The 18,307-nt window shown below is 35.8% G+C and carries 16 protein-coding genes; 10 read left to right on the top strand and 6 right to left on the bottom strand.

What is annotated here, in order from left to right; translation table 11 throughout:
- Positions 1–129: 129 nt before the first annotated feature.
- The 8 genes from K332_RS0106255 (at position 130) to K332_RS0106290 (ending at position 8,821) form a co-directional block, all read left to right on the top strand.
- Entirely contained in the window at positions 130–1,413 is a 1,284-nt protein-coding gene (locus K332_RS0106255; RefSeq protein WP_026906195.1) for an IS110 family RNA-guided transposase, read from the top strand.
- A gap of 584 nt (positions 1,414–1,997) precedes the next feature.
- Complete coding sequence (locus tag K332_RS0106260) at positions 1,998–2,942, top strand: ABC transporter ATP-binding protein (protein WP_026906698.1); 945 nt, start codon at positions 1,998–2,000, stop codon at positions 2,940–2,942.
- Positions 2,942–3,673, top strand: a complete 732-nt coding sequence (locus K332_RS0106265; protein WP_026906699.1) for an ABC transporter permease — start codon at positions 2,942–2,944, stop codon at positions 3,671–3,673. Before K332_RS0106260 ends, K332_RS0106265 begins: the two co-directional genes overlap by 1 nt.
- The gene (locus K332_RS0106270; RefSeq protein ID WP_026906700.1) at positions 3,670–4,353 is read left to right on the top strand and encodes an ABC transporter permease; all 684 of its coding nucleotides are present in this window, start codon (positions 3,670–3,672) and stop codon (positions 4,351–4,353) included. The genes K332_RS0106265 and K332_RS0106270 overlap by 4 nt, the downstream gene beginning before the upstream one ends.
- Before the next feature lie 26 nt (positions 4,354–4,379).
- The gene (locus tag K332_RS0106275) at positions 4,380–5,465 is read left to right on the top strand and encodes a sensor histidine kinase (RefSeq protein ID WP_026906701.1); all 1,086 of its coding nucleotides are present in this window, start codon (positions 4,380–4,382) and stop codon (positions 5,463–5,465) included.
- A 3-nt stretch (positions 5,466–5,468) separates the two neighbouring features.
- A complete protein-coding gene (locus K332_RS0106280; protein WP_026906702.1) occupies positions 5,469–6,083 on the top strand; it encodes a response regulator transcription factor in 615 nt (204 codons plus the stop codon).
- A 135-nt stretch (positions 6,084–6,218) separates the two neighbouring features.
- Positions 6,219–6,413 (top strand): YwbE family protein, encoded by a 195-nt coding sequence (locus tag K332_RS0106285; protein WP_026906703.1) that lies wholly within the window; start codon positions 6,219–6,221, stop codon positions 6,411–6,413.
- A 311-nt stretch (positions 6,414–6,724) separates the two neighbouring features.
- Positions 6,725–8,821 carry a tetratricopeptide repeat protein gene (locus K332_RS0106290; RefSeq protein ID WP_026906704.1) on the top strand — a complete coding sequence of 699 codons (2,097 nt, stop codon included), beginning with the start codon at positions 6,725–6,727 and terminating at the stop codon, positions 8,819–8,821.
- A gap of 69 nt (positions 8,822–8,890) precedes the next feature.
- On the opposite strand, the gene K332_RS0106295 is transcribed toward K332_RS0106290, so the two are convergent.
- Positions 8,891–9,799 (bottom strand): SDR family oxidoreductase, encoded by a 909-nt coding sequence (locus tag K332_RS0106295; protein ID WP_036688264.1) that lies wholly within the window; start codon positions 9,797–9,799, stop codon positions 8,891–8,893.
- Between the two features lie 559 nt (positions 9,800–10,358).
- On the opposite strand from K332_RS0106295, the gene K332_RS0106300 reads away from it, so the two are divergent.
- Entirely contained in the window at positions 10,359–11,213 is an 855-nt protein-coding gene (locus tag K332_RS0106300; RefSeq protein ID WP_026906706.1) for a hypothetical protein, read from the top strand.
- 157 nt (positions 11,214–11,370) lie between these two features.
- Here the strand turns inward: K332_RS0106300 and K332_RS0106305 are convergent, their stop codons facing one another.
- Positions 11,371–12,234 carry a LysR family transcriptional regulator gene (locus K332_RS0106305; RefSeq protein ID WP_026906707.1) on the bottom strand — a complete coding sequence of 288 codons (864 nt, stop codon included), beginning with the start codon at positions 12,232–12,234 and terminating at the stop codon, positions 11,371–11,373.
- 145 nt (positions 12,235–12,379) lie between these two features.
- Between K332_RS0106305 and K332_RS0106310 the strand changes: the two genes are divergently transcribed.
- Positions 12,380–13,345 (top strand): DMT family transporter, encoded by a 966-nt coding sequence (locus K332_RS0106310; protein ID WP_026906708.1) that lies wholly within the window; start codon positions 12,380–12,382, stop codon positions 13,343–13,345.
- A gap of 158 nt (positions 13,346–13,503) precedes the next feature.
- Here K332_RS0106310 and uvsE read toward each other — a convergent pair whose 3' ends face one another.
- From uvsE to lanKC, 4 genes are all read right to left on the bottom strand, one after another.
- The gene (uvsE, locus tag K332_RS0106315) at positions 13,504–14,457 is read right to left on the bottom strand and encodes a UV DNA damage repair endonuclease UvsE (protein WP_026906709.1); all 954 of its coding nucleotides are present in this window, start codon (positions 14,455–14,457) and stop codon (positions 13,504–13,506) included.
- A gap of 550 nt (positions 14,458–15,007) precedes the next feature.
- A complete protein-coding gene (locus tag K332_RS0106320) occupies positions 15,008–15,427 on the bottom strand; it encodes a DUF5391 family protein (protein ID WP_026906710.1) in 420 nt (139 codons plus the stop codon).
- A 116-nt stretch (positions 15,428–15,543) separates the two neighbouring features.
- Positions 15,544–15,663: a class III lanthipeptide gene (locus K332_RS23900; RefSeq protein WP_156914152.1), complete on the bottom strand. Its 120-nt coding sequence runs from the start codon at positions 15,661–15,663 to the stop codon at positions 15,544–15,546.
- A 44-nt stretch (positions 15,664–15,707) separates the two neighbouring features.
- On the bottom strand, positions 15,708–18,290 hold the full coding sequence (gene lanKC / locus K332_RS0106330; protein ID WP_026906711.1) for a class III lanthionine synthetase LanKC: 2,583 nt from the start codon (positions 18,288–18,290) through the stop codon (positions 15,708–15,710).
- Positions 18,291–18,307 lie beyond the last annotated feature (17 nt).

Consider the following 18,307-nt stretch of genomic DNA (forward strand, 5'->3'; position numbering starts at 1 on the left):
GTAGTTAGGAAAGCATTCCTGTAATAAAGCAAAATGAAGGTTGTACAAAAAAAGCCCCCTTGGTATGATACGAGGTGTCCACAGCTGTTCAGCAAAAATGGACCCTTAAATAAACCAAGGAGGACTATCATGAATTATAAACAAAATGAAAAGATTAATCAACTAACGGAAGAAACTTTGATTGTTGGGGTTGACATTGCTAAAGAGAGGCATGTTGCCCGTGCCCAAGATAATCGAGGGATTCAATTTGGGAAAGCTATATACTTTGAAAATAATTTTGAAGGTTTTCAACGTTTTATGTTGTGGATGGATGAATTATCCACAGAACACTATAAGAGTAATAGAACTATTGGTATGGAGCCTACTGGCCATTATTGGTTACCACTTGCTTACTGGTTAAAAGAGAAACACCAAAGGGTTGTTGTCGTAAATCCAGCTCATGTGAAAAAATCAAAAGAGCTGGATGATAATTCTCCTACCAAAAATGACGTAAAAGATGCCAGGGTTATTTCACGTTTAGTCCAAGATGGCCGTTATTCTGAACCGAATTTACCAGAAGGAATTTACGCAGAACTTCGAGAAGGCATGAATATGTATGATCAATTAATGAAAGATCTTCAAGCAGTACAAGGACGCGTCCACCAATGGATAGACAGGTATTTTCCAGAATATACAACTGTCTTTGCGAACTGGGAAGGCCAATCATCCTTGCAAGTTTTAAAGATGGGTTTGTTTCCTGATGAAATAGTAGAAACAGATGAAATAACCATTCTTCAAGAAATCCGTAAAGAGGTTAAAAGAGGAGTTGGATTGAAAAAGGTACGACAATTAAAAGAAATAGCTCGTCATTCTATCGGAATTCTAGAAGGTAAAACGATGGCAAGGTTCAAAATCAAAACCCTAATGGCTCAATATGTCCTTCTTCATGAAAAGATTCGTGAAATGTGGGAAATGATTGAGGGACTTACTAGAACGATTCCTGGTGTAAAGGAAATGGTAGACATAAAAGGTGTAGGGGACATTACAGTCGCTGCATTTTTGGCAGAAGTAGGCGATCTAAATAACTATAGTCATCCGGAACAAATTGTTAAATTAGCAGGATTGAATTTAAAGCTGGCCACTTCTGGAAAATGGAAAGGCAGAACGATAATCACCAAAAGAGGGCGACCAAAACTACGTGCTCTGTTGTATAAGGTCATTCTGCCATTAGTGAATCACAACCCCGCATTTAAGGCATTACATGAATATTTTACAACAAGAAAAGAAAATCCTTTGAAGAAGAAACAATCATTAATTGCATTGTGTTGCAAGTTGATTCGAATTTTGTTTACCGTAGGAAAAAAGCAAGTGGCATTTAGTCCGGAAAAAATGATGAATGATATACCGCATTTTAGCTTGCAGAATGCAGCTTAACTAAAAATTAACGCGTTACTCCTGATTTTAAAAGTTTTTCAAATTTCATTTAAATTTATATAGGGTAAATAACAACATCTGAAGCACGGAGCAGTCGGCAAATATTTATACTAGCGGGCAATGACCCTGGAGGAAAGCATTGCCGACCCCACTTCATGGATAGACCGAACGAAGGAATGTATGCGCAATTTGACGCAGTGAGATGTGGGAGGGTTTGTCGCTATGAGTATTGTGGGATTAATTGTGCGATCATAACACAATAGATTTCCATTTTTTTGAAAAAGAAAAGAATGGCTTATTACGTACACCTTTTTTCGCATAATCGCTATATATTCTTTGGTAAGTTTAAATAAAAAAGTTAATAATCTCTTTTAATTAAAATGAAATTCTAAGAAAAACGAAGAAAACAAGAGAAAACGTTAGTATATAGAGGGAGTATAAAAAACTTTCCGCCGACATAAGAAAAACTACAACATTTGTTAAAAGACGAACGAATGTGAGTTTTTCTAATGACAAATGTAACTATCGTTAGAGAATAGATATTGTGATAATTGAGTTAATAAGAAGAGGAAGGATGAACGGAAATGACGATAGCCTCTATACAGGGTGTTGTAAAAAGATATGGAGCACATTTGGTCTTAGATTATATAGACTTGGACATCTATGAAGGGGAGATTATTGGTTTGCTTGGTCCTAATGGGGCGGGTAAAACAACCTTAATTCAAACATTAACTGGAATAACATCTTTTGAACGGGGAAAGATAGAGATTTTTGGGCAGTCAAAGAATCCTTTCTCCAATCAAAATAAGGAGAGAATTGGTCTTGTTACACAGGGGATTACAGTATTTGAAGAATTGACCGCTAAGGAGAATTTACAGTTTTTTGCAGGTGTTTATGGGCTTAGAGGAGAAGAAAAGAAAAAAAGAGTGGAAGAAGCCCTAGAATTTGTTGGATTGGGAGATAAGGGTAATAAGACACCAAATAAATTTTCCGGTGGAATGAAGCGGAGATTAAATATTGCCTGTGCATTGACACATCGTCCGAAACTTCTGATTATGGATGAGCCAACTGTCGGTATTGATCCTCAGTCAAGAAACTATATTTTAGAAGCGGTGAAGAAGCTAAGAGAGAATGGTACTACGATTTTATACACGACCCATTATATGGAGGAGGTTCAAGCAATCGCATCAAGAGTGGTGATCATGGACCAAGGTCAAATAATCAAACAAGGTACGGTGGATGAATTAATACAGATGGTTCAGCATGAAGAAAAAGTGAAAATCGATGTAACCGATTCAGACAAAGTTCCAGTGAATGAACTAGAGAATATTGCTGGAGTAAAGAAAGTTGTTGTGTCTGGGAATCAAATAACGATTATTTCAGCATTTGATTCTGGCAATTTAGATCGTATTATCACACTGGTGAAGGAGCATGCAGGAGTTCTTGGTATCCAAGCAGATAAACCAAATTTAGAAGATGTCTTTCTAACCTTAACTGGAAAGGAACTAAGGGATAAGGAGGAAGCATAATGCGAGTTCTTTCAACGATTAAATTCACAGCGTTACGTATGATTCGCAACTATATTGTGCTAATACTGTTGCTTGTCGTACCGATTATTTTAATTACTTTTTTTTCATTTATTCTTTCTGGAGTTGTAACAGAAAACGGAGTACCCTATATTAATGAAAATGCAATGATTATGGTCCTTGTTTTTCAGTTGTTTGGCGGTTCGATTGTTATGTATTTGATTTACCATGATTTATTTACAGAAAATAAAATGAGAATGTATGCATTGCCATTTAATCAAACGATGTATGCTTTTTCGATTATGCTGTGTGGTGCGTTGTATTCCATTCTTTTAGGGATTTTATTAATGGTTTACTCACAATTTGTTTTAGGTGTAATATGGAAAAATTGGTTTTGGATGATATATATAATTTCCTTAATGGCGATTTTATCTATTATCGTTTGCCTGATCTTCACGTTTTCAGTTAAAAATTATAAAATAGCTGAACGGTTAAGTGAATTGTACGGGGTTGGCTTTGTAGTATTAGCAGGATTATTTTTTCCGTTGCCCAGAAATGCTATTTTTGATTTTCTAGGATCTTATGGAAATCCGCTGACATTATCGATGGGTGCAATTCGCGATATGAGCTTAACAAACACTAGTAGTGCATGGTTTCAAGCGAATATTCTCTTAGGAGTAATTGCCATTTTATTTATGGTGATGCTTTTGTTAGGGAGGAGGAGAATAGGGTGACGGTTTTTAAATTTGCTCTAAAAAGGAGCTTCAGTAACATTGCTAATCTAGTCTTCCTCACCCTATTTCCTGTAGCTTGTATTTTTTTGCCTAGAGGTGAGGAGTGGCCTTTCCTTCCTTATGGCTATCAATATTTCGGGATAATTATTTTATTTATTGGTATACGATTAGCGGCGATTATTTTGGAGGACCGGGAAAAAGGTGTAGTGAAACGTTTAGCAGTAGCACCTATTAGTCATTTTAACTATTTAAGTCAAAATCTATTAGCTTATTCGGTTATTCTTATCTTACAATGTGCCATTGTTGTCTATGGTGGTGTCCTATTCGGGCAAGAGCTTTATCAGCCGGGATGGCTTTTCCTACTATATGTGTCGTTTAGTTTTGCCTCATTAGCTATTGCATTAGCGTGGATTTCAATATACCGTAAGAAAGATGTAGCTTTCCTTATTTATATGTCACTAATCTTTATTGTTGTTGTTCTTGGGGGATTAATAATTCCAGTCGAAATGTTTCCTGATTTACTTAAACGCATGGCAGTTATATTACCAACCTATTGGTTAGGTCAAGGATTAAATTGGGTCGTATTTGGTGAGGAAATCCTCGATTTTCTAATAATAAATGGAGTACTATGGCTATATACAATAGTATTCGTTGTAATTGGAAGCACGAGGAAAATTTAGTTGGGAATGAACAGGGGGCAAGATGGATGAAGAAGCTTATGGAACCGTATGTTTTTGTAAATGCATGGCGCTTTCTAATGGTTGGTGTTCTCATTCATTTATGGATCATTGGTGATTCCATGAGTAGTTCTTTTATCCTTATCCTCCTATTGCTTATTACGACAAGTTTACGGTGGCGGTTTCCCCTACCAATTTGGTTTGTTTTCATAGATGTTTTTATTTGTTCTTTATATTTTCCTTATACAGCAATTAGTTATTATGGATTAGCATTGCCAATTTTTGAACTAGCTAGGAAAGGAAAAGCATTATTTTCTCTAGTTTTATTTAGTGTTTTATTCTTTACTTCTGTATCTTCCTCTATTTTATTTTGGTTCTTTTTTCAGGCATTGTTCTTTGGTGTTTTTTCCTATATTGCAATAAAGAATCAAGAGGAGTATCGTTTAGACGTAGATGAACAACGAAGAGCGAGGTATGAATTAGAAAAAATAAAAACGGATTTGTTGGAAGCAAATCAATTGGTTTCACAAGAGGCGGAGCTCATGGAAAGATATCGGATATCAAGGGAGCTTCATGATCATTTAGGGCATGATCTAACAGGAGCGTCGCTTGCATTACAAGCTTATGAATATGTTCAAGATCCGAAAGAAGCCGAAACATTACTACAAGAAGTTAAAAATCGTCTAGAGCGTAGTACGAAAAATTTAAGGGAAACGGTCCATAACATGACTCCTATTACACAGATTGGTGTGGAGAGATTAGAAAAAATAATGCAAAGTTTTTATCAAGTGGAGATTAAGTATCAAAAATCTGGTAATATGCTAACGGTTCCAGCTTATATATGGGGATTACTGGAATCATGTTTAAAAGAAGCTTTAACGAATGTTGCTAGACATAGTAATGCTACAAAGGTTGAGATAGATTTACAGGTGACAGAATCTATTGTACGACTGTCGATTCAAGATAATGGTACAGTTAAAAAGAATAGTCTGTCAGGAAGCGGTTTAAGGAGTTTGCAAATGCGATCTCGCTCAATGGGAGGAAGCTTAGCTATAAGTAATAGAGAAAATGGATTTATACTTGTTTGTGTCATTCCTTTAGAAAAGGAGAGTTAATGGATGAAACTTTTAATTGTTGATGATGACGAATTAGTTTGCCAAAGTTTACAACTATTACTCGGGAAGGAAGACGATTTGGAAGTTATTCATACAGCGTTAAATGGAAAAATAGCAATTGAGCTATGTTACAATGAACAACCAGATATCATTTTAATGGATATACAAATGCCTATAATGGATGGGATTGAAAGTACAAAGAGGATAAAGGAACAATGGCCACATATCCAAATAATGATGTTAACAACGTTTCAGGATGAAAGGAATATTAGACTCGCATTAAAAGCTGGGGCTGAGGGGTATTTACTAAAATCGGCAACAATAGAAAATATGGCCCAACAAATCAGGGCGTTAAAAACTGGTTCAATCATATTAGATGTAGATGTATTAAAGAAACTCATGGAACCAGATAATGCAGCACTGGAAGGTTTAACCGTAAGAGAGACTGATATCGTTGAGTTAATTGCTCAAGGATTATCGAATAAAGAAATAGCTGAACACCTATTCCTAAGTGTAGGAACCGTCCGAAATACACTATCTATCATTTTAGACAAATTAGAAATTCGCGACCGAACACAACTAGCCATTTATTATTGGCAAAGAAAGAACAAGTCTTAAGAGCCACAGGGACAGGTCCCTCGGCCGAATTAGCTGATTTTAGAGCGGATTCTATGTAGATATCGACGTTGGAATATGGGATCTGCGTTATTTTTCTTATTAGCGAAAGTTTTTAAATAAAAGGAGTTAAAGAAAATGGCAGGGACAAAAAGAGAAAATATAAAACAAGGACTTCGGGTAAAAGTTGTGAAGAAACAGGATCAACGTTCAGGGAAATTAACGGAGGGTGTAGTTTCAAAAATATTAACAAATTCGAATACCCATCCACATGGCATCAAGGTCATGCTGGAAGATGGTACAGTTGGAAGAGTGAAGACAATAGAGGATTAATCAATTTAAAATAGTTCGTTACGAATGACGTATGAAGAAAAACTAACACAAATCGCAAAAAAATATAAGCGAATGTGTTAGTTTTTCTTTTAGGACAGAACTCCAGGGAAATTCATCATTTATTACAAATAGTTAAACTTTCCCTTTATCCCCATAAATTTGAGGCATTATTCGAATATAGTAACGGTGAACTTTCTAATGGTAACACTTTATATGTGCATGGTACGAGAATGAGATGAATAATAATATAGGTGTACATTAGTAACTTAGAATGAAGGAATAAAATATAAATAATGATGTGGGGGATTATCGTGACAACTGAGAATGAGCTAATAAATAAAACCTATTATCAAACGATCATAGCTGAAAATAAACAAGGGCATCCAATCAAGATATTGGGTGAAATGTACAAGGAAGAAATGCAAAAGGAACGTCCAGACCTATCCTCTATTCGCTTTGCACAGGGGGAAGTTTATTTCTTAAATAATGATTTTGAAGCGGCAATTTATAAATGGCAACATCCATTAGATGAGGAGTTTTTTCCATGGGCACAGAAAAATATTGCAGATGCTCATTTAGAAATGGGCTTATTAGAACATGCTGAAAAATTCTACAAGGAAGTTGATACGCCATTGATTGTGTTGAGTTCAGAAGTATTGCTACAGCTATTTTCATTATACATACAACAAGGTAATCAAGAAAAGGCAGTTAACACAATTAAGAGTGCGGTTAAGTTAAATCCGGATTACTCTCGTGTAACGGAGATAGCGCAAACGTATTTTGAGGATATTAAAGATTGGAATAGCGCGATTGAACTAGCTGTTGATGAGGCAATGCGAACAAAATCGCTTGCTTGGTTTGATGTTTTCTCAGGCTATGCTGAGCATGGTCTAACATTTACTTATGATCCAAGTTATTTTAATGAGATATTAGTAGCTTTACTTCAAATTGATAAATTCCATTTTGAAAGTCTGACAGAAGTATTATGGAACAGCTATAAGCAATCTGACTTTTATATAGAATGGCTAGAAACGGTTAACCAACTTCTATTGAATCAATCGATAGATCCTTCTTATATGTGGAAGAAGCTACCGAGTTTATTTAAAGAAACGTACTTTGAACTTATTAGCGGAAGATTTCTAATAAGGGACATTTCAACGTTAATGCAGAATCATTTAATGAACTGGTTAAACATTTCTTCTGAATCAGATTCTTTAATTTCTTCAACGGCAGTACTTGCCTGGAGTGAGATGTTCCCGTCTACGCTTGATACGGCATTAATTAGTGAAGCGGAACACCATTTTGAAAATACAACACCAAATTCAAATGGTAGGAAGGATGGAATGGAACTCTATGAGTCTATTAAAATATGGGCGGAAAGTGAAGGCTTGTTAGAGGACTTTTCTGAATTTACTAGGCCAATGTTAGAGGAATACAATATTGAAGTGGCGAGTCCATCAAGAATCCGGAACTTAATTAAAGTTTCAATTGAATTTCTTTTAGAACAAAGGATACAAATGGAAAATGCAGTACAAGAAGAAATTACTTGGAATGAAGAGTTACTAAGTAGACTGCATGATATTCAAGAACAGTTGGGGAATACGGAAAAAGAAAAGGCGAATATCATAATAAGTTCGTTTAGTAGTATAAAGAATGATTTGGTTCAACAGGTAATGAGTAAATTACCTAAGGTTCTTCGTAGTTGTTCAGATTTAGTTCAGGAAGATAGTGATTATTCTAAAATTCATATAGAGTTAAATGAAGAAATGAATAGGAGAATTGCTGCATATATGCAAAACTTCGTCAAGTATGACTTAAAACATACGATTCAAGAATGGATGGAAGAAAGCAAAAGGGAGCTTCAAGAAAGCCAGACAACTTGTAATGAATTGGGCGAAAGTATAAAGGAACAATTTAATAAAGAAAAGCTTGAATTAGAAGGTGACTTTAAAGTATTAGATGATTGGCAACGAGACTTGGAACGAATATCAAGGGGAATGCTACGTAATGGGAATGTTAATATTTTATTGCGAAATAACCCATCACAGTTGTTATTAAAGGGTGCAGGAAAACTATTAGGATCGATTTCGAAAAATAAGGATATACTTCATACTAGATATAAAAGCTACATCGAAAATGCAGATTATAGTCAAATCGCAGGGGAAATCATGAATCCTTTCAATCAACAACTAGAATTATTTGAAGGGTCAATAGAATGGGATATTAATAGATTTTTCTCAGGTTCCGTAGATGTATTAAACCGTGAAATAGAGGAAGCACAAGAGAACATTGGAAACCACCACACTACATTACATACAATGCAATCCAAACCCGAAATCTATCGAGACCCACTCACCCTATTCGAACTGAAACTACGCCAATATGAATTAATGAATACAATAAGTTAAGGCCATGGGGACAGGTACCTCGGCTCCATTAGAAGGGCCGAGGTACCTGTCCCCATGGCTCTTTCTATACTAAGAGTTGCGAATAATCCCTCCATTAACATGCACAACTTGACCTGTGACATAGAGTGACGTATCTGTTGCAAGGTATACAAATGCTGGTGCAATTTCAAAAGGTTGTGCGGCACGCCCTATAGGAATATCAGTCCCAAGTGTAGCTACATGATTTGCGGGATATGTGCTTACGGTTAATGGAGTCCAAGCAGGTCCTGGTGCAACGCCATTTACCCGGATTCCTTTGTCTACAAGTGAAAGTGCCATGGATCGAGTAAAGGAAACGACGGCACCTTTTGAAGCGGAATAATCAATAACATTTTTATCTCCTTCATAAGCAACCCTCGAGGCGGTGTTGATAATGGAACTTCCTTTTTTTAAGTAGGGGAGGGAGGCTTTTACCATGTAAAACAGTGGATATACATTGGTTCGAAATGTGTCTTCCAGTTGTTCGTTCGATACATCCATAATATCTTTTGTGTAAGGCTGTACGGCAGCATTATTCACTACTATATCTAAACGTCCATATTTTTCTATCGTACGGTGTACTGCCTGTTCTGAAGTTGCTGGGTCACGTAAATCTCCTTGAATTAGTAGACAATTAATATTAAATAGTTCTACATATTGCTTTGTTTCTTTTGCATCAAACTCCTCATTAAGATAGACAATAGTCAAGTCTGCCCCTTCTTTGGCAAAAGCTACTGCAACTGCACGCCCGATTCCACTATCTCCTCCCGTGATGATTGCCACTTTCCCTTTCAACTTTCCGCTCCCTGTAAAACCTGCATAATCAAATATAGGTCTTGGCACCATTGGCCATTCCAAGCCCGGTGCCTGTTCTTGGTGTTGTGGTGGGAAAGCAATCGGTTGTTCGACTACCTTTTTGATAACTCCTAGATATGGGTATACTGGATAATCTTGATCCATGTTTGTGCATCCTCTCTCCATAAAAAATCAGATATGCCTAATCCTCATATGGAGATAGTTTATGTTGTATGGGCTAATATCGTGTATAGCAATAATGGTATAAAAATTGAAGGTGTGTAGACTACATTCGAAAAGGTTTATTTAATTGGTAAATCGACAAATTTCGAGTTATTTCGGGAAGTGACAGGCACCACAAAAAAAGGCTCCCCAACACTCTTGAATAAGTTAAATAAACTTTTTATTATACATTACAGTAAAATACTCTGTCAATAAGAAATTTGTGTTTTATATGGTTAAATGTTATAATTGTTTTATAATATTTTTAAAGGTCGTATTTCAAATTCCGATGTGTTTATTGCTGAAAGAATTATGGATACGTTTTTTTAATATCCTTTTTCAACAGAAGAATAAGGATAGGAAAAGGCGCCCTTAGTTCAAATACTAAACGTCATCATTGCATGCTACAGGAAGACAATACAATAAACCTCGGGCTCAGGACAATTAGGTGATCTATAAACAAAAGATACCAAGTTTTATACTAATAAGGAGGATTAGAATTATGAATCTAATCAATAAGAAAGTTACACATGAGCGTTTTGGGACGGGGAACATTGTTGGACTTAATGATTCAATTATTGAAATACACTTCGCTTCGGAAAGTAAAAAGTTTGTTTTCCCTGATGTATTTATAGAGCATTTAAAACTGGATGATAAAAGTGCTGCTAGTTCACTTGAAAAAGTTATAGAAAAAAGGGTAATGGAACAAAAGGAACAGGAATGGAAAAAGGAAGAAGAAAAGAAACTACTTCGTAAAGAACAGCAACTTCGTATAGAACGTGAAAGACTTATGAAAAATCATAAGCTTCATCCCCAGTCACAAATGGTATTTTGGTGTGACACGGATGAACAGATTAGTGCTTTTTCAGAGTGGAAGGTATTTTCAGGGACAATAAAAAGTGGTAATAATAAAGGAAAGCCAAACAAACCCATTCGCTTGCACCAAAATAGTGCTTGTCTTTTAACAGCAGTAGATCCTGATACACCAGAAAAAGATAGACGCATCTTGGGTGTCTATATGGTGAAAGAAAATTATATCGGAAAGGTTTGTGAAGATGGATATATTCCTGCACATTCAGAATATAGACTTCAACTAACAGAACAAGAATCGGAACAAATGCTTTTCTGGAAATATTATGTAAATGAAAAATTTCCTCACAAAACAACATGGAATACAGGCAAATATCGTTATTTTGATAATGTATGGATGGCGCAAATATTGCATGATATTATTGAACTGAAAAGTGATCCAGCGGAAAAGAAGCTAGCACAGGACTTTTTAGGGCATTTTTGTAAGATGAATGAGATAAGAGAACAGGAATTACCAAAACCTAATGGCGTATTAGTTCGAATTTAGGTGTTAACTCAAGAAGGAAACTATAGAGCACTCATACATGTTGTACTACTATCATGTATGAGTGCTCTTATTTTTATTGAAGAATGTACGAATACGAAGCAGTAACCTTAGTAAAATTATAAAGTTATTTTACCGTTCCATTCCAAATCATTAGTGGTTAAAGTGAAATTTGTTTATTGGATTCGATTGATTCGATGAATTTTTCAATGGTTGGAGTTAGGTATGTATCTGCTCTTCGTACAAAGACCGTTTTAACCTTACTATATTGTTCTGGTAAACTATGAAATTTGATAGTTTCATCATACTCTAAATGACTAACTACTGACTTTGGAACGAATGTAACGCCGAGTCCCATAATCGTACTGCGCAGAATTGTTTCTAATGTTCCAAACTCCATTATCTTTTTTGGGGTTAAATTCCTATCTCTATACCATTCCGCGAGACGAGCACGGTATCCGCAACCCTTGCTAAAACATAATACTGGTTCCTCTATTAACTCCTCTAAGCTAGTAATTCGACTATCAGAAATTAATACGAGTTCCTCTTGAAATACTTCATGAGACACAAGGTCAGGATGAAAGTCCGATTCTGTTATGAAAGCACCATCCAACTTATGATTTAACACGTCCTGTTCTAAGGTGCGAGTCACTCCAGTATAGAGAGAAAGATCAACATCTTTATATTTTTTTATATAGCTTGATAATATGTTAGGTAAATAAATCACAGTTTCAACTGTACCAATATCTAATTTACCGGAAGGTTCTTCATTTGTTTGAACCGCCTGTTTCATTTCTTTCTTTAAGGATAATATTTTTTCGCTATAGGTTAATAGCTTTTTACCTTCTGGGGTCAAACTCATACCTCTACGGTGGCGATTAAACAATGGTGTTTTCATTTCAGCTTCTAACTTGCGAATTCTAGATGTTATATTGGATTGCACGTAATTCAACTCTTTTGCAGCTGCTGTAATGGTTCCTTTATCTGCAACCAATTGAAAGATTTCAAGGTCTTTAAACTCCACAATAGGTCCTCCTTTCATGACAATCAATCTATAATTATATGGTATCATCAAAAGTGATGGAAAACTATCATTATTATTCATTTTACAAGATATCAAGAATGCTAGATAATGAATCTGCTATCAATTCAGAGGGAGCAGATGTAAATTGAAAAATAATGTATTATGGGGAGCTTTTTTATGCTTTATTGCTGCAGTTTCATGGGGAGCAATGTTTCCTGTTGCACATGCAGCCTTTCAATATATTGATCCATTTTATTTTACGTTAATTCGTTACGGGGCTGTCACGGTTATTTTGGTGGTGGTGCTTTTTTGGAAAGAAGGAAAAGATTCATTTCGACTGGAAGGAAAAGGTCTACAACTATGGTTCTTAGGAACAATGGCATTTACGGTCTACAATCTTTTAATCTTCTGGGGAGAAGATTTATTGGGTGAACAAGGTGTCATGGTTGCTTCCATTATGGAGTCGTTAATGCCAATGATATCGATTGTAATATTTTGGTTGATAGTAAGAAGACGTCCGTATTCATTCACATTACTATGTGTAACCGTGTCATTAATTGGTGCGATATTAGTCATTACAAAAGGTAATATGGGGGCATTCTTGAGTGCAACGGATGATTTCATTCCAACCGTTCTTATATTTATTGCAGTTGTTGGTTGGGTTATTTACACAATGGGTGGAGATAAGTTTAGAGGTTGGTCCATCTTGAGATATTCAACGTTAACCTGCCTATTTGGGACGGTAACAGCAGGAGTGGTTGTAGTTGGAGCAACATTAGGTGGATATGTATTTACCCCAACAACAGAAGTAATGGTTGCCACTGGACCGCATTTATTGTTTATGATCATCTTTCCTGGTCTTATTGCACTACTTGGGTGGAACGTCGGTGTAAGTATATTATCACCTATAAATGCCCTGTTATTTATTAACTTTGTGCCCGTTACAACACTTTTAATTTCAATTTATCAAGGCTACGACGTAACGAAATTTGATATTCTTGGAACAGTCTTAATCATTGTATCTTTACTAGCTAATAATATTTTTGTAAGACTACAAAAGAAAGAACACAAACAACCCACACAACAACAATTACGTGAACAGATTGGTTAGGGTGCCTGTCACTTCCCGAAAAAACTCGGTTTTTGTCGAATGTGATTAAGTCAAATTGAAGTAGAAAGTTTAATATATTTCATACAAAAGGTAAGGTACAGTTGTGCAATCGACAATATCCAACAAAAAACGGGAAGTGACAGGCACCCCACTTCAAATCAAATTTCCACACTAGCTCCGGATATTCGTTTTACTCCTCTGATTTTGGCTATGTCTTCTACTAGTTGGTGCATGGCAAGGTTTTTTTGTTTTGCTTCGATCATGATGTCGAAGTTATGATTTAATTCTTTTGCCACTTCTAAAAATGGTAGTACAAATTCTACATCAACATAATCGGCATGGGACCGAAAGGCAGATGCTGACTTTGGAGAAGAGATATGTACTTTAGGGATTAATTCCCGATGGTTCCATGTATTAAAAATCCGCTCTATAAATTCCCCAATTTCGACGGCATCTTTATTTGCTATGTAGTGATGATAATCGAGAATCATTGGGACTTTTTCCTTCTCGCAGGTCTCCAGTGTTTCCTTCACATTATAGGTTTTATCATCATTTTCAAGTGTCATATAGTATTTGATGTCATTTGGTAGCTCTTTTAAATTAGTATGGAATCGTTCTAATGTGTGTTCTTTATCCCCATAAGCACCTCCAATATGAATGTTCATGATGGATGTATCAAGGATATCCATCGCTTCAAGCATCCGGTAATGATACTCCATATCCTTCACTGCATTCATGGTAACTTCTGTTCGAGGACTGGTAAAAAGCGTATATTGCCCAGGGTGGAAGCTTGTCCGGAGGTTGTATTTTTTTACTAACCTTCCTAGTTCCTTCCATTCCTCTTTGAACGGTGTAATATAATCCCAGCTAACCTCAGGATGAGTAGCCAACGGGACAAGCATACTCGAGAAGCGGTATAACGCTATCTCGTGGGCGATATTGTAGCAAAGTATTCTTTTCGTATGATACAAATTCTGGGCAGTTACGTATATAAGATTATCCAAGCGTTTCTCCTCGGGAAGCTTTGAATATCGCGCAAAATTTAATGTTTTGGAAGGACTTGCATCCCATAAACCAAGTGCATTTGCTACATAACCAAACCGAATCTTCATCTAGGTCTCTCCTTAAATTGGTTTATTCAAGCAGATAGAAAAAATATAACAATGTTTCCCACCGGTATAAGAAAAACTTATACAATCATTTAATAGGAACTAATACAACTTTTTTAAAACGTGAATACACTTATAGTTTGTTAGCGGATAATTTCTATGCGATTTTATGTATGAATAGGTTACAATCTTGAAAATGGATTTTTTGTTTCCCTGGTTAGGGTGCTGTCACTTCCTGAAAAAAATTGGCTTTTGTCGATGTAACTTTAAAAAAACAAGTTTTTGTTGATACTAAGGATGTAGATGTGGATAAAGAAAAGGTGTGTTTGTGGGCATTCTATGAGTACTCTATTCATTTTTTGTTATAGATGTATCTTTTATATGATAGAATTGGCAATACCTTGGAATTTTAGGGGAGAATTAATAATAAATATAGTTATAAACTTAGATACTAAAGATACTATCACTCCCAGAAATTCATAACTCGGCAAATTCTTGGGAGTGACATTTTTAGAAGGAGCTGGAGAAATAGGAACCTATTAGGTATATCGCGTTACATCGTTATACGAGTACGGGAAAAAACAACAAAATACCAAATGATATTTATAGCGAGAAAAAGGATACTTGCTATCGTCACACCTATTGATGAAGCAATGCTAATCTCGGGCATAATCTTAGAAATGATTGGAATAAACGTCACTAAGGATAATGCCATGATAATACCAAACCCACAGAATACAGCCATTACGTATCGTATCGTTTGAATCCCCAATAGATACAGGAGCAAAGGAACTAAATAAAAAAGTAAACCTAGGATAATCGTAGCCCACATACCAACATCACCAAATTGATTAGCATTCTTCCCTAGGTCTGCTAGTGGAGATAGGGAACTTAAAATAACTACTAGACAATATAATATAAGTGAAACTAGCGTGGTTATAATTATTTTTTGCTTTTTATTTTTTTGCATCATGAAATCACTCCTTTGGTAGCTTCTATATTAATTTTATCAACCGGAGATAAAAGTGTTTATAACCTTTATTAATCAAAAGACCTATGCAAGTCGCATAGGTCTTTTGATACTATGTGTTAGCAAAGGAAGAAACTAATAGTACTGATAACTTTACAGTTAACACTTACAGAAGAACCTGCACGAAGCTCAATGTCTTTTGTTGACTCCATTGTTTGCAAAGAAAGAACTTTGTTCATGTTTCTTACCCCCTTTCAAGGTATACTAAGAAGCATATTTAAATCTATAAAGTCGGCACTGCTCCATTAGTCTCACATAAAATCTTGTTAACATGGGGTATGGGAAGCCATGAAAACCAATTTCTTGTACCAGCATCTGCAAGTGCTAATAACAATCCGGAAGCACCCGAGAATAAGTCACCCGATAATCTATAACAATAGTCTCCAGGAAGATAATAATGATCACCATCTTGCAATAGGTAAAGATTAAGTGTTTGTATTGTATGTTCTAAATAGGTACTTTTTTTGTCGCCAAACTCACTATCCATTGCATTGCCTAAAACAATAAACCCACTTAAGCCCCTAAATAAACCAGGACTGTAAAAACATTTAGATTTCGTTAATAATGCGATGGACTGGAGCTCATTTTCCCATACAGAACTATTTTGGATTTTCCGAATCATCATCATTGCTAGCCCGATTCCGGCACTCCCCCCAGCAAGATAGGGAACAAATCTTGCATCATCTTTCACCTGATAGAGGCCCGAATCTTCCAGTACACATTTATCAATGTCTTTTTGAATGGTTGCTAACGAAAGGGATAACCAATGTTTATCATTAGTAACCTTATATAGGACACTGAAAAATAATGATACACCTGACCAACCGTCTAAAAGTCCAATTGGAATAGCATCGACATCTCTTGTTCTTACTGTAATATCCTTCTCTAGTAAGATTTCCAAACGATTCGCTATATTATAGACTTTAGTCATGTAATTCGAGTCTATTACTATTGAAGCTGATAGAAGTGCTAATCCAATCCCTGCTAGCCCAGATACGAGAGAAATATCTTCTGTTTCCAATGTTTCTGGAATCGAGTTGTAAATCTCTCTAGCTTTTCTAACCTCACCTATTTCATACAAAACGCCAGCTATTCCTGCCTTCCCTATGAACAGGCCACTTTCCATATCTTTCAAGTATTCATCTTTACTAAATTGTTGGGCCCAACTACTTGCTATATGCGGCAACTTGCCTGTTCTGGAAAGAGCTAATATGACACCGAAGCCACCAGTTAATACATTCAGATCACCATAAGGGAATTCGTGTTGACGAATATCTCCTTTTAATAGGATTCTTGCCTCTTCGAGATCTTCCATCATTCCACCTCGAATCTTATGAATAAGGTCGGGTATATCATCTTTTCTTAAAGTCTTTGGCGGCGCAGAAATAATACTTTTCATAGGTCTAGCATTCCGTTTAATACATTCAGCTTCAATTTCCTTAATAAGGGAAGTAGCTTGATCTCCAAACATATATGCAATCCATTGATCATGCTTGACCAAAATATCTTCCGCTATATCTTGAATAGGGCCGATAGGAAGAAATACATATCTAGCAATTCTCAAGAAAGCAAACCAGTCAGCTTGCACCCTTGTCAAATCAGTATCACCTGGAAATCCCAATGTCATTAATCCTGAGTGTTTTGAATCGGAAAGATCGCTTGCAGCTTCGAAGTCAATAAGCTTCACCTCATTAGATTCGGTGACCATTATATTTGCAGGCTGTAAGTCTCCCATTCCAATACCCCGAGAATGAATCTCTTCAACAGCTTTCTTTACCTGCTTTAATATGTGAATTACATTAATCGCGTATTGTTCAGAATCTTGGTTTTGTGAAAATGGGTAGTAAGCTGCTAGCCATGATGTAAGTGGGGTACCTTCGATATATTCTTCCACAAGAAAGCTATGTTCCCAGGCTTTAAAACTCCCCTTCAATTGAACAACATGCTTTAACCCTTTTAATCTATTTAATATTAATTCCTCTTGATTTAGTCTCTCAACTGCATCTCTTCCTTGACCATCAAGTCCAGAACTTGGTCTGCCTTCTTTTAATACAACTTCTTCATTTGTAGTTAAGTGTTTGGCTAGATAAACACCACCACCATTACTAAAGTGTAATGCTGAAGAAATGTCATATAAATCAATCTCTGAAGTTTCACTATCCGTCGTTTCCTGGGACTTTGTCATTTCTTGAATTTCATCAGGCTCTTTTACGAAGTATGGGATTACATAATGAGCCTCTCTAGAATCAGGTATATACTCATTGTTTGGTGTTTGGATGGCAGGTATTTTAGCTGCCCCCTCTGTAATATACATTTCTCCAAATGCACCATAACGAAAGTACACATTTCCATCGAACCATCTTTTATCACTGAGGATATAGGGGCCTTTAGGTAATTCCCTTGTTAACTGATGCAATTCCTTAAGTAAAATTAGAAATTGTTTATCGTTTAATGGATATACCGTAATAAACTTTCCCGAACTTCCTCTGTGTCCATACTTGGAATTTTTGTACATTAATTCCCAAGCATTTAAAACATGTTTAAAAGGAACGGACTTTTTAAATAGGAAATCGGAAACTAAATCTAGCGTTTTTTGAGCACACTTAGAAGTTGAACTAATATGGATTTTCCAACCTTGTATAGGCATTTTTGTATAAGGTTTAAAATAGAATGTCCAGTGATCATCACTTTTCATTTCCCAATCCTTAGGTTTTTCTATCCTATAAATAGAATCTTGCCCTTTATTCTTAGGTTGTTCATAATATTTTTTTTTAGGTTCAATGTATCTTATATAACGCATATCCATTACATTTCACTCCAATA

The organism is Paucisalibacillus globulus DSM 18846, assembly GCF_000482485.1.
Classification (GTDB): domain Bacteria; phylum Bacillota; class Bacilli; order Bacillales; family Amphibacillaceae; genus Ornithinibacillus; species Ornithinibacillus globulus.

Bases quoted from the DNA above. Each gene is read 5' to 3' on its own strand.
- K332_RS0106285 (WP_026906703.1), top strand. From the start codon at position 6,219: ATGGCAGGGACAAAAAGAGAAAATATAAAACAAGGACTTCGGGTAAAA.
- K332_RS0106295 (WP_036688264.1), bottom strand. From the start codon at position 9,799: ATGGATCAAGATTATCCAGTATACCCATATCTAGGAGTTATCAAAAAG.
- K332_RS0106265 (WP_026906699.1), top strand. From the start codon at position 2,942: ATGCGAGTTCTTTCAACGATTAAATTCACAGCGTTACGTATGATTCGC.
- K332_RS0106300 (WP_026906706.1), top strand. From the start codon at position 10,359: ATGAATCTAATCAATAAGAAAGTTACACATGAGCGTTTTGGGACGGGG.
- K332_RS0106260 (WP_026906698.1), top strand. From the start codon at position 1,998: ATGACGATAGCCTCTATACAGGGTGTTGTAAAAAGATATGGAGCACAT.
- K332_RS0106275 (WP_026906701.1), top strand. From the start codon at position 4,380: ATGAAGAAGCTTATGGAACCGTATGTTTTTGTAAATGCATGGCGCTTT.
- K332_RS0106320 (WP_026906710.1), bottom strand. From the start codon at position 15,427: ATGATGCAAAAAAATAAAAAGCAAAAAATAATTATAACCACGCTAGTT.
- uvsE (WP_026906709.1), bottom strand. From the start codon at position 14,457: ATGAAGATTCGGTTTGGTTATGTAGCAAATGCACTTGGTTTATGGGAT.
- K332_RS0106280 (WP_026906702.1), top strand. From the start codon at position 5,469: ATGAAACTTTTAATTGTTGATGATGACGAATTAGTTTGCCAAAGTTTA.
- K332_RS0106255 (WP_026906195.1), top strand. From the start codon at position 130: ATGAATTATAAACAAAATGAAAAGATTAATCAACTAACGGAAGAAACT.
- K332_RS23900 (WP_156914152.1), bottom strand. From the start codon at position 15,663: ATGAACAAAGTTCTTTCTTTGCAAACAATGGAGTCAACAAAAGACATT.
- lanKC (WP_026906711.1), bottom strand. From the start codon at position 18,290: ATGGATATGCGTTATATAAGATACATTGAACCTAAAAAAAAATATTAT.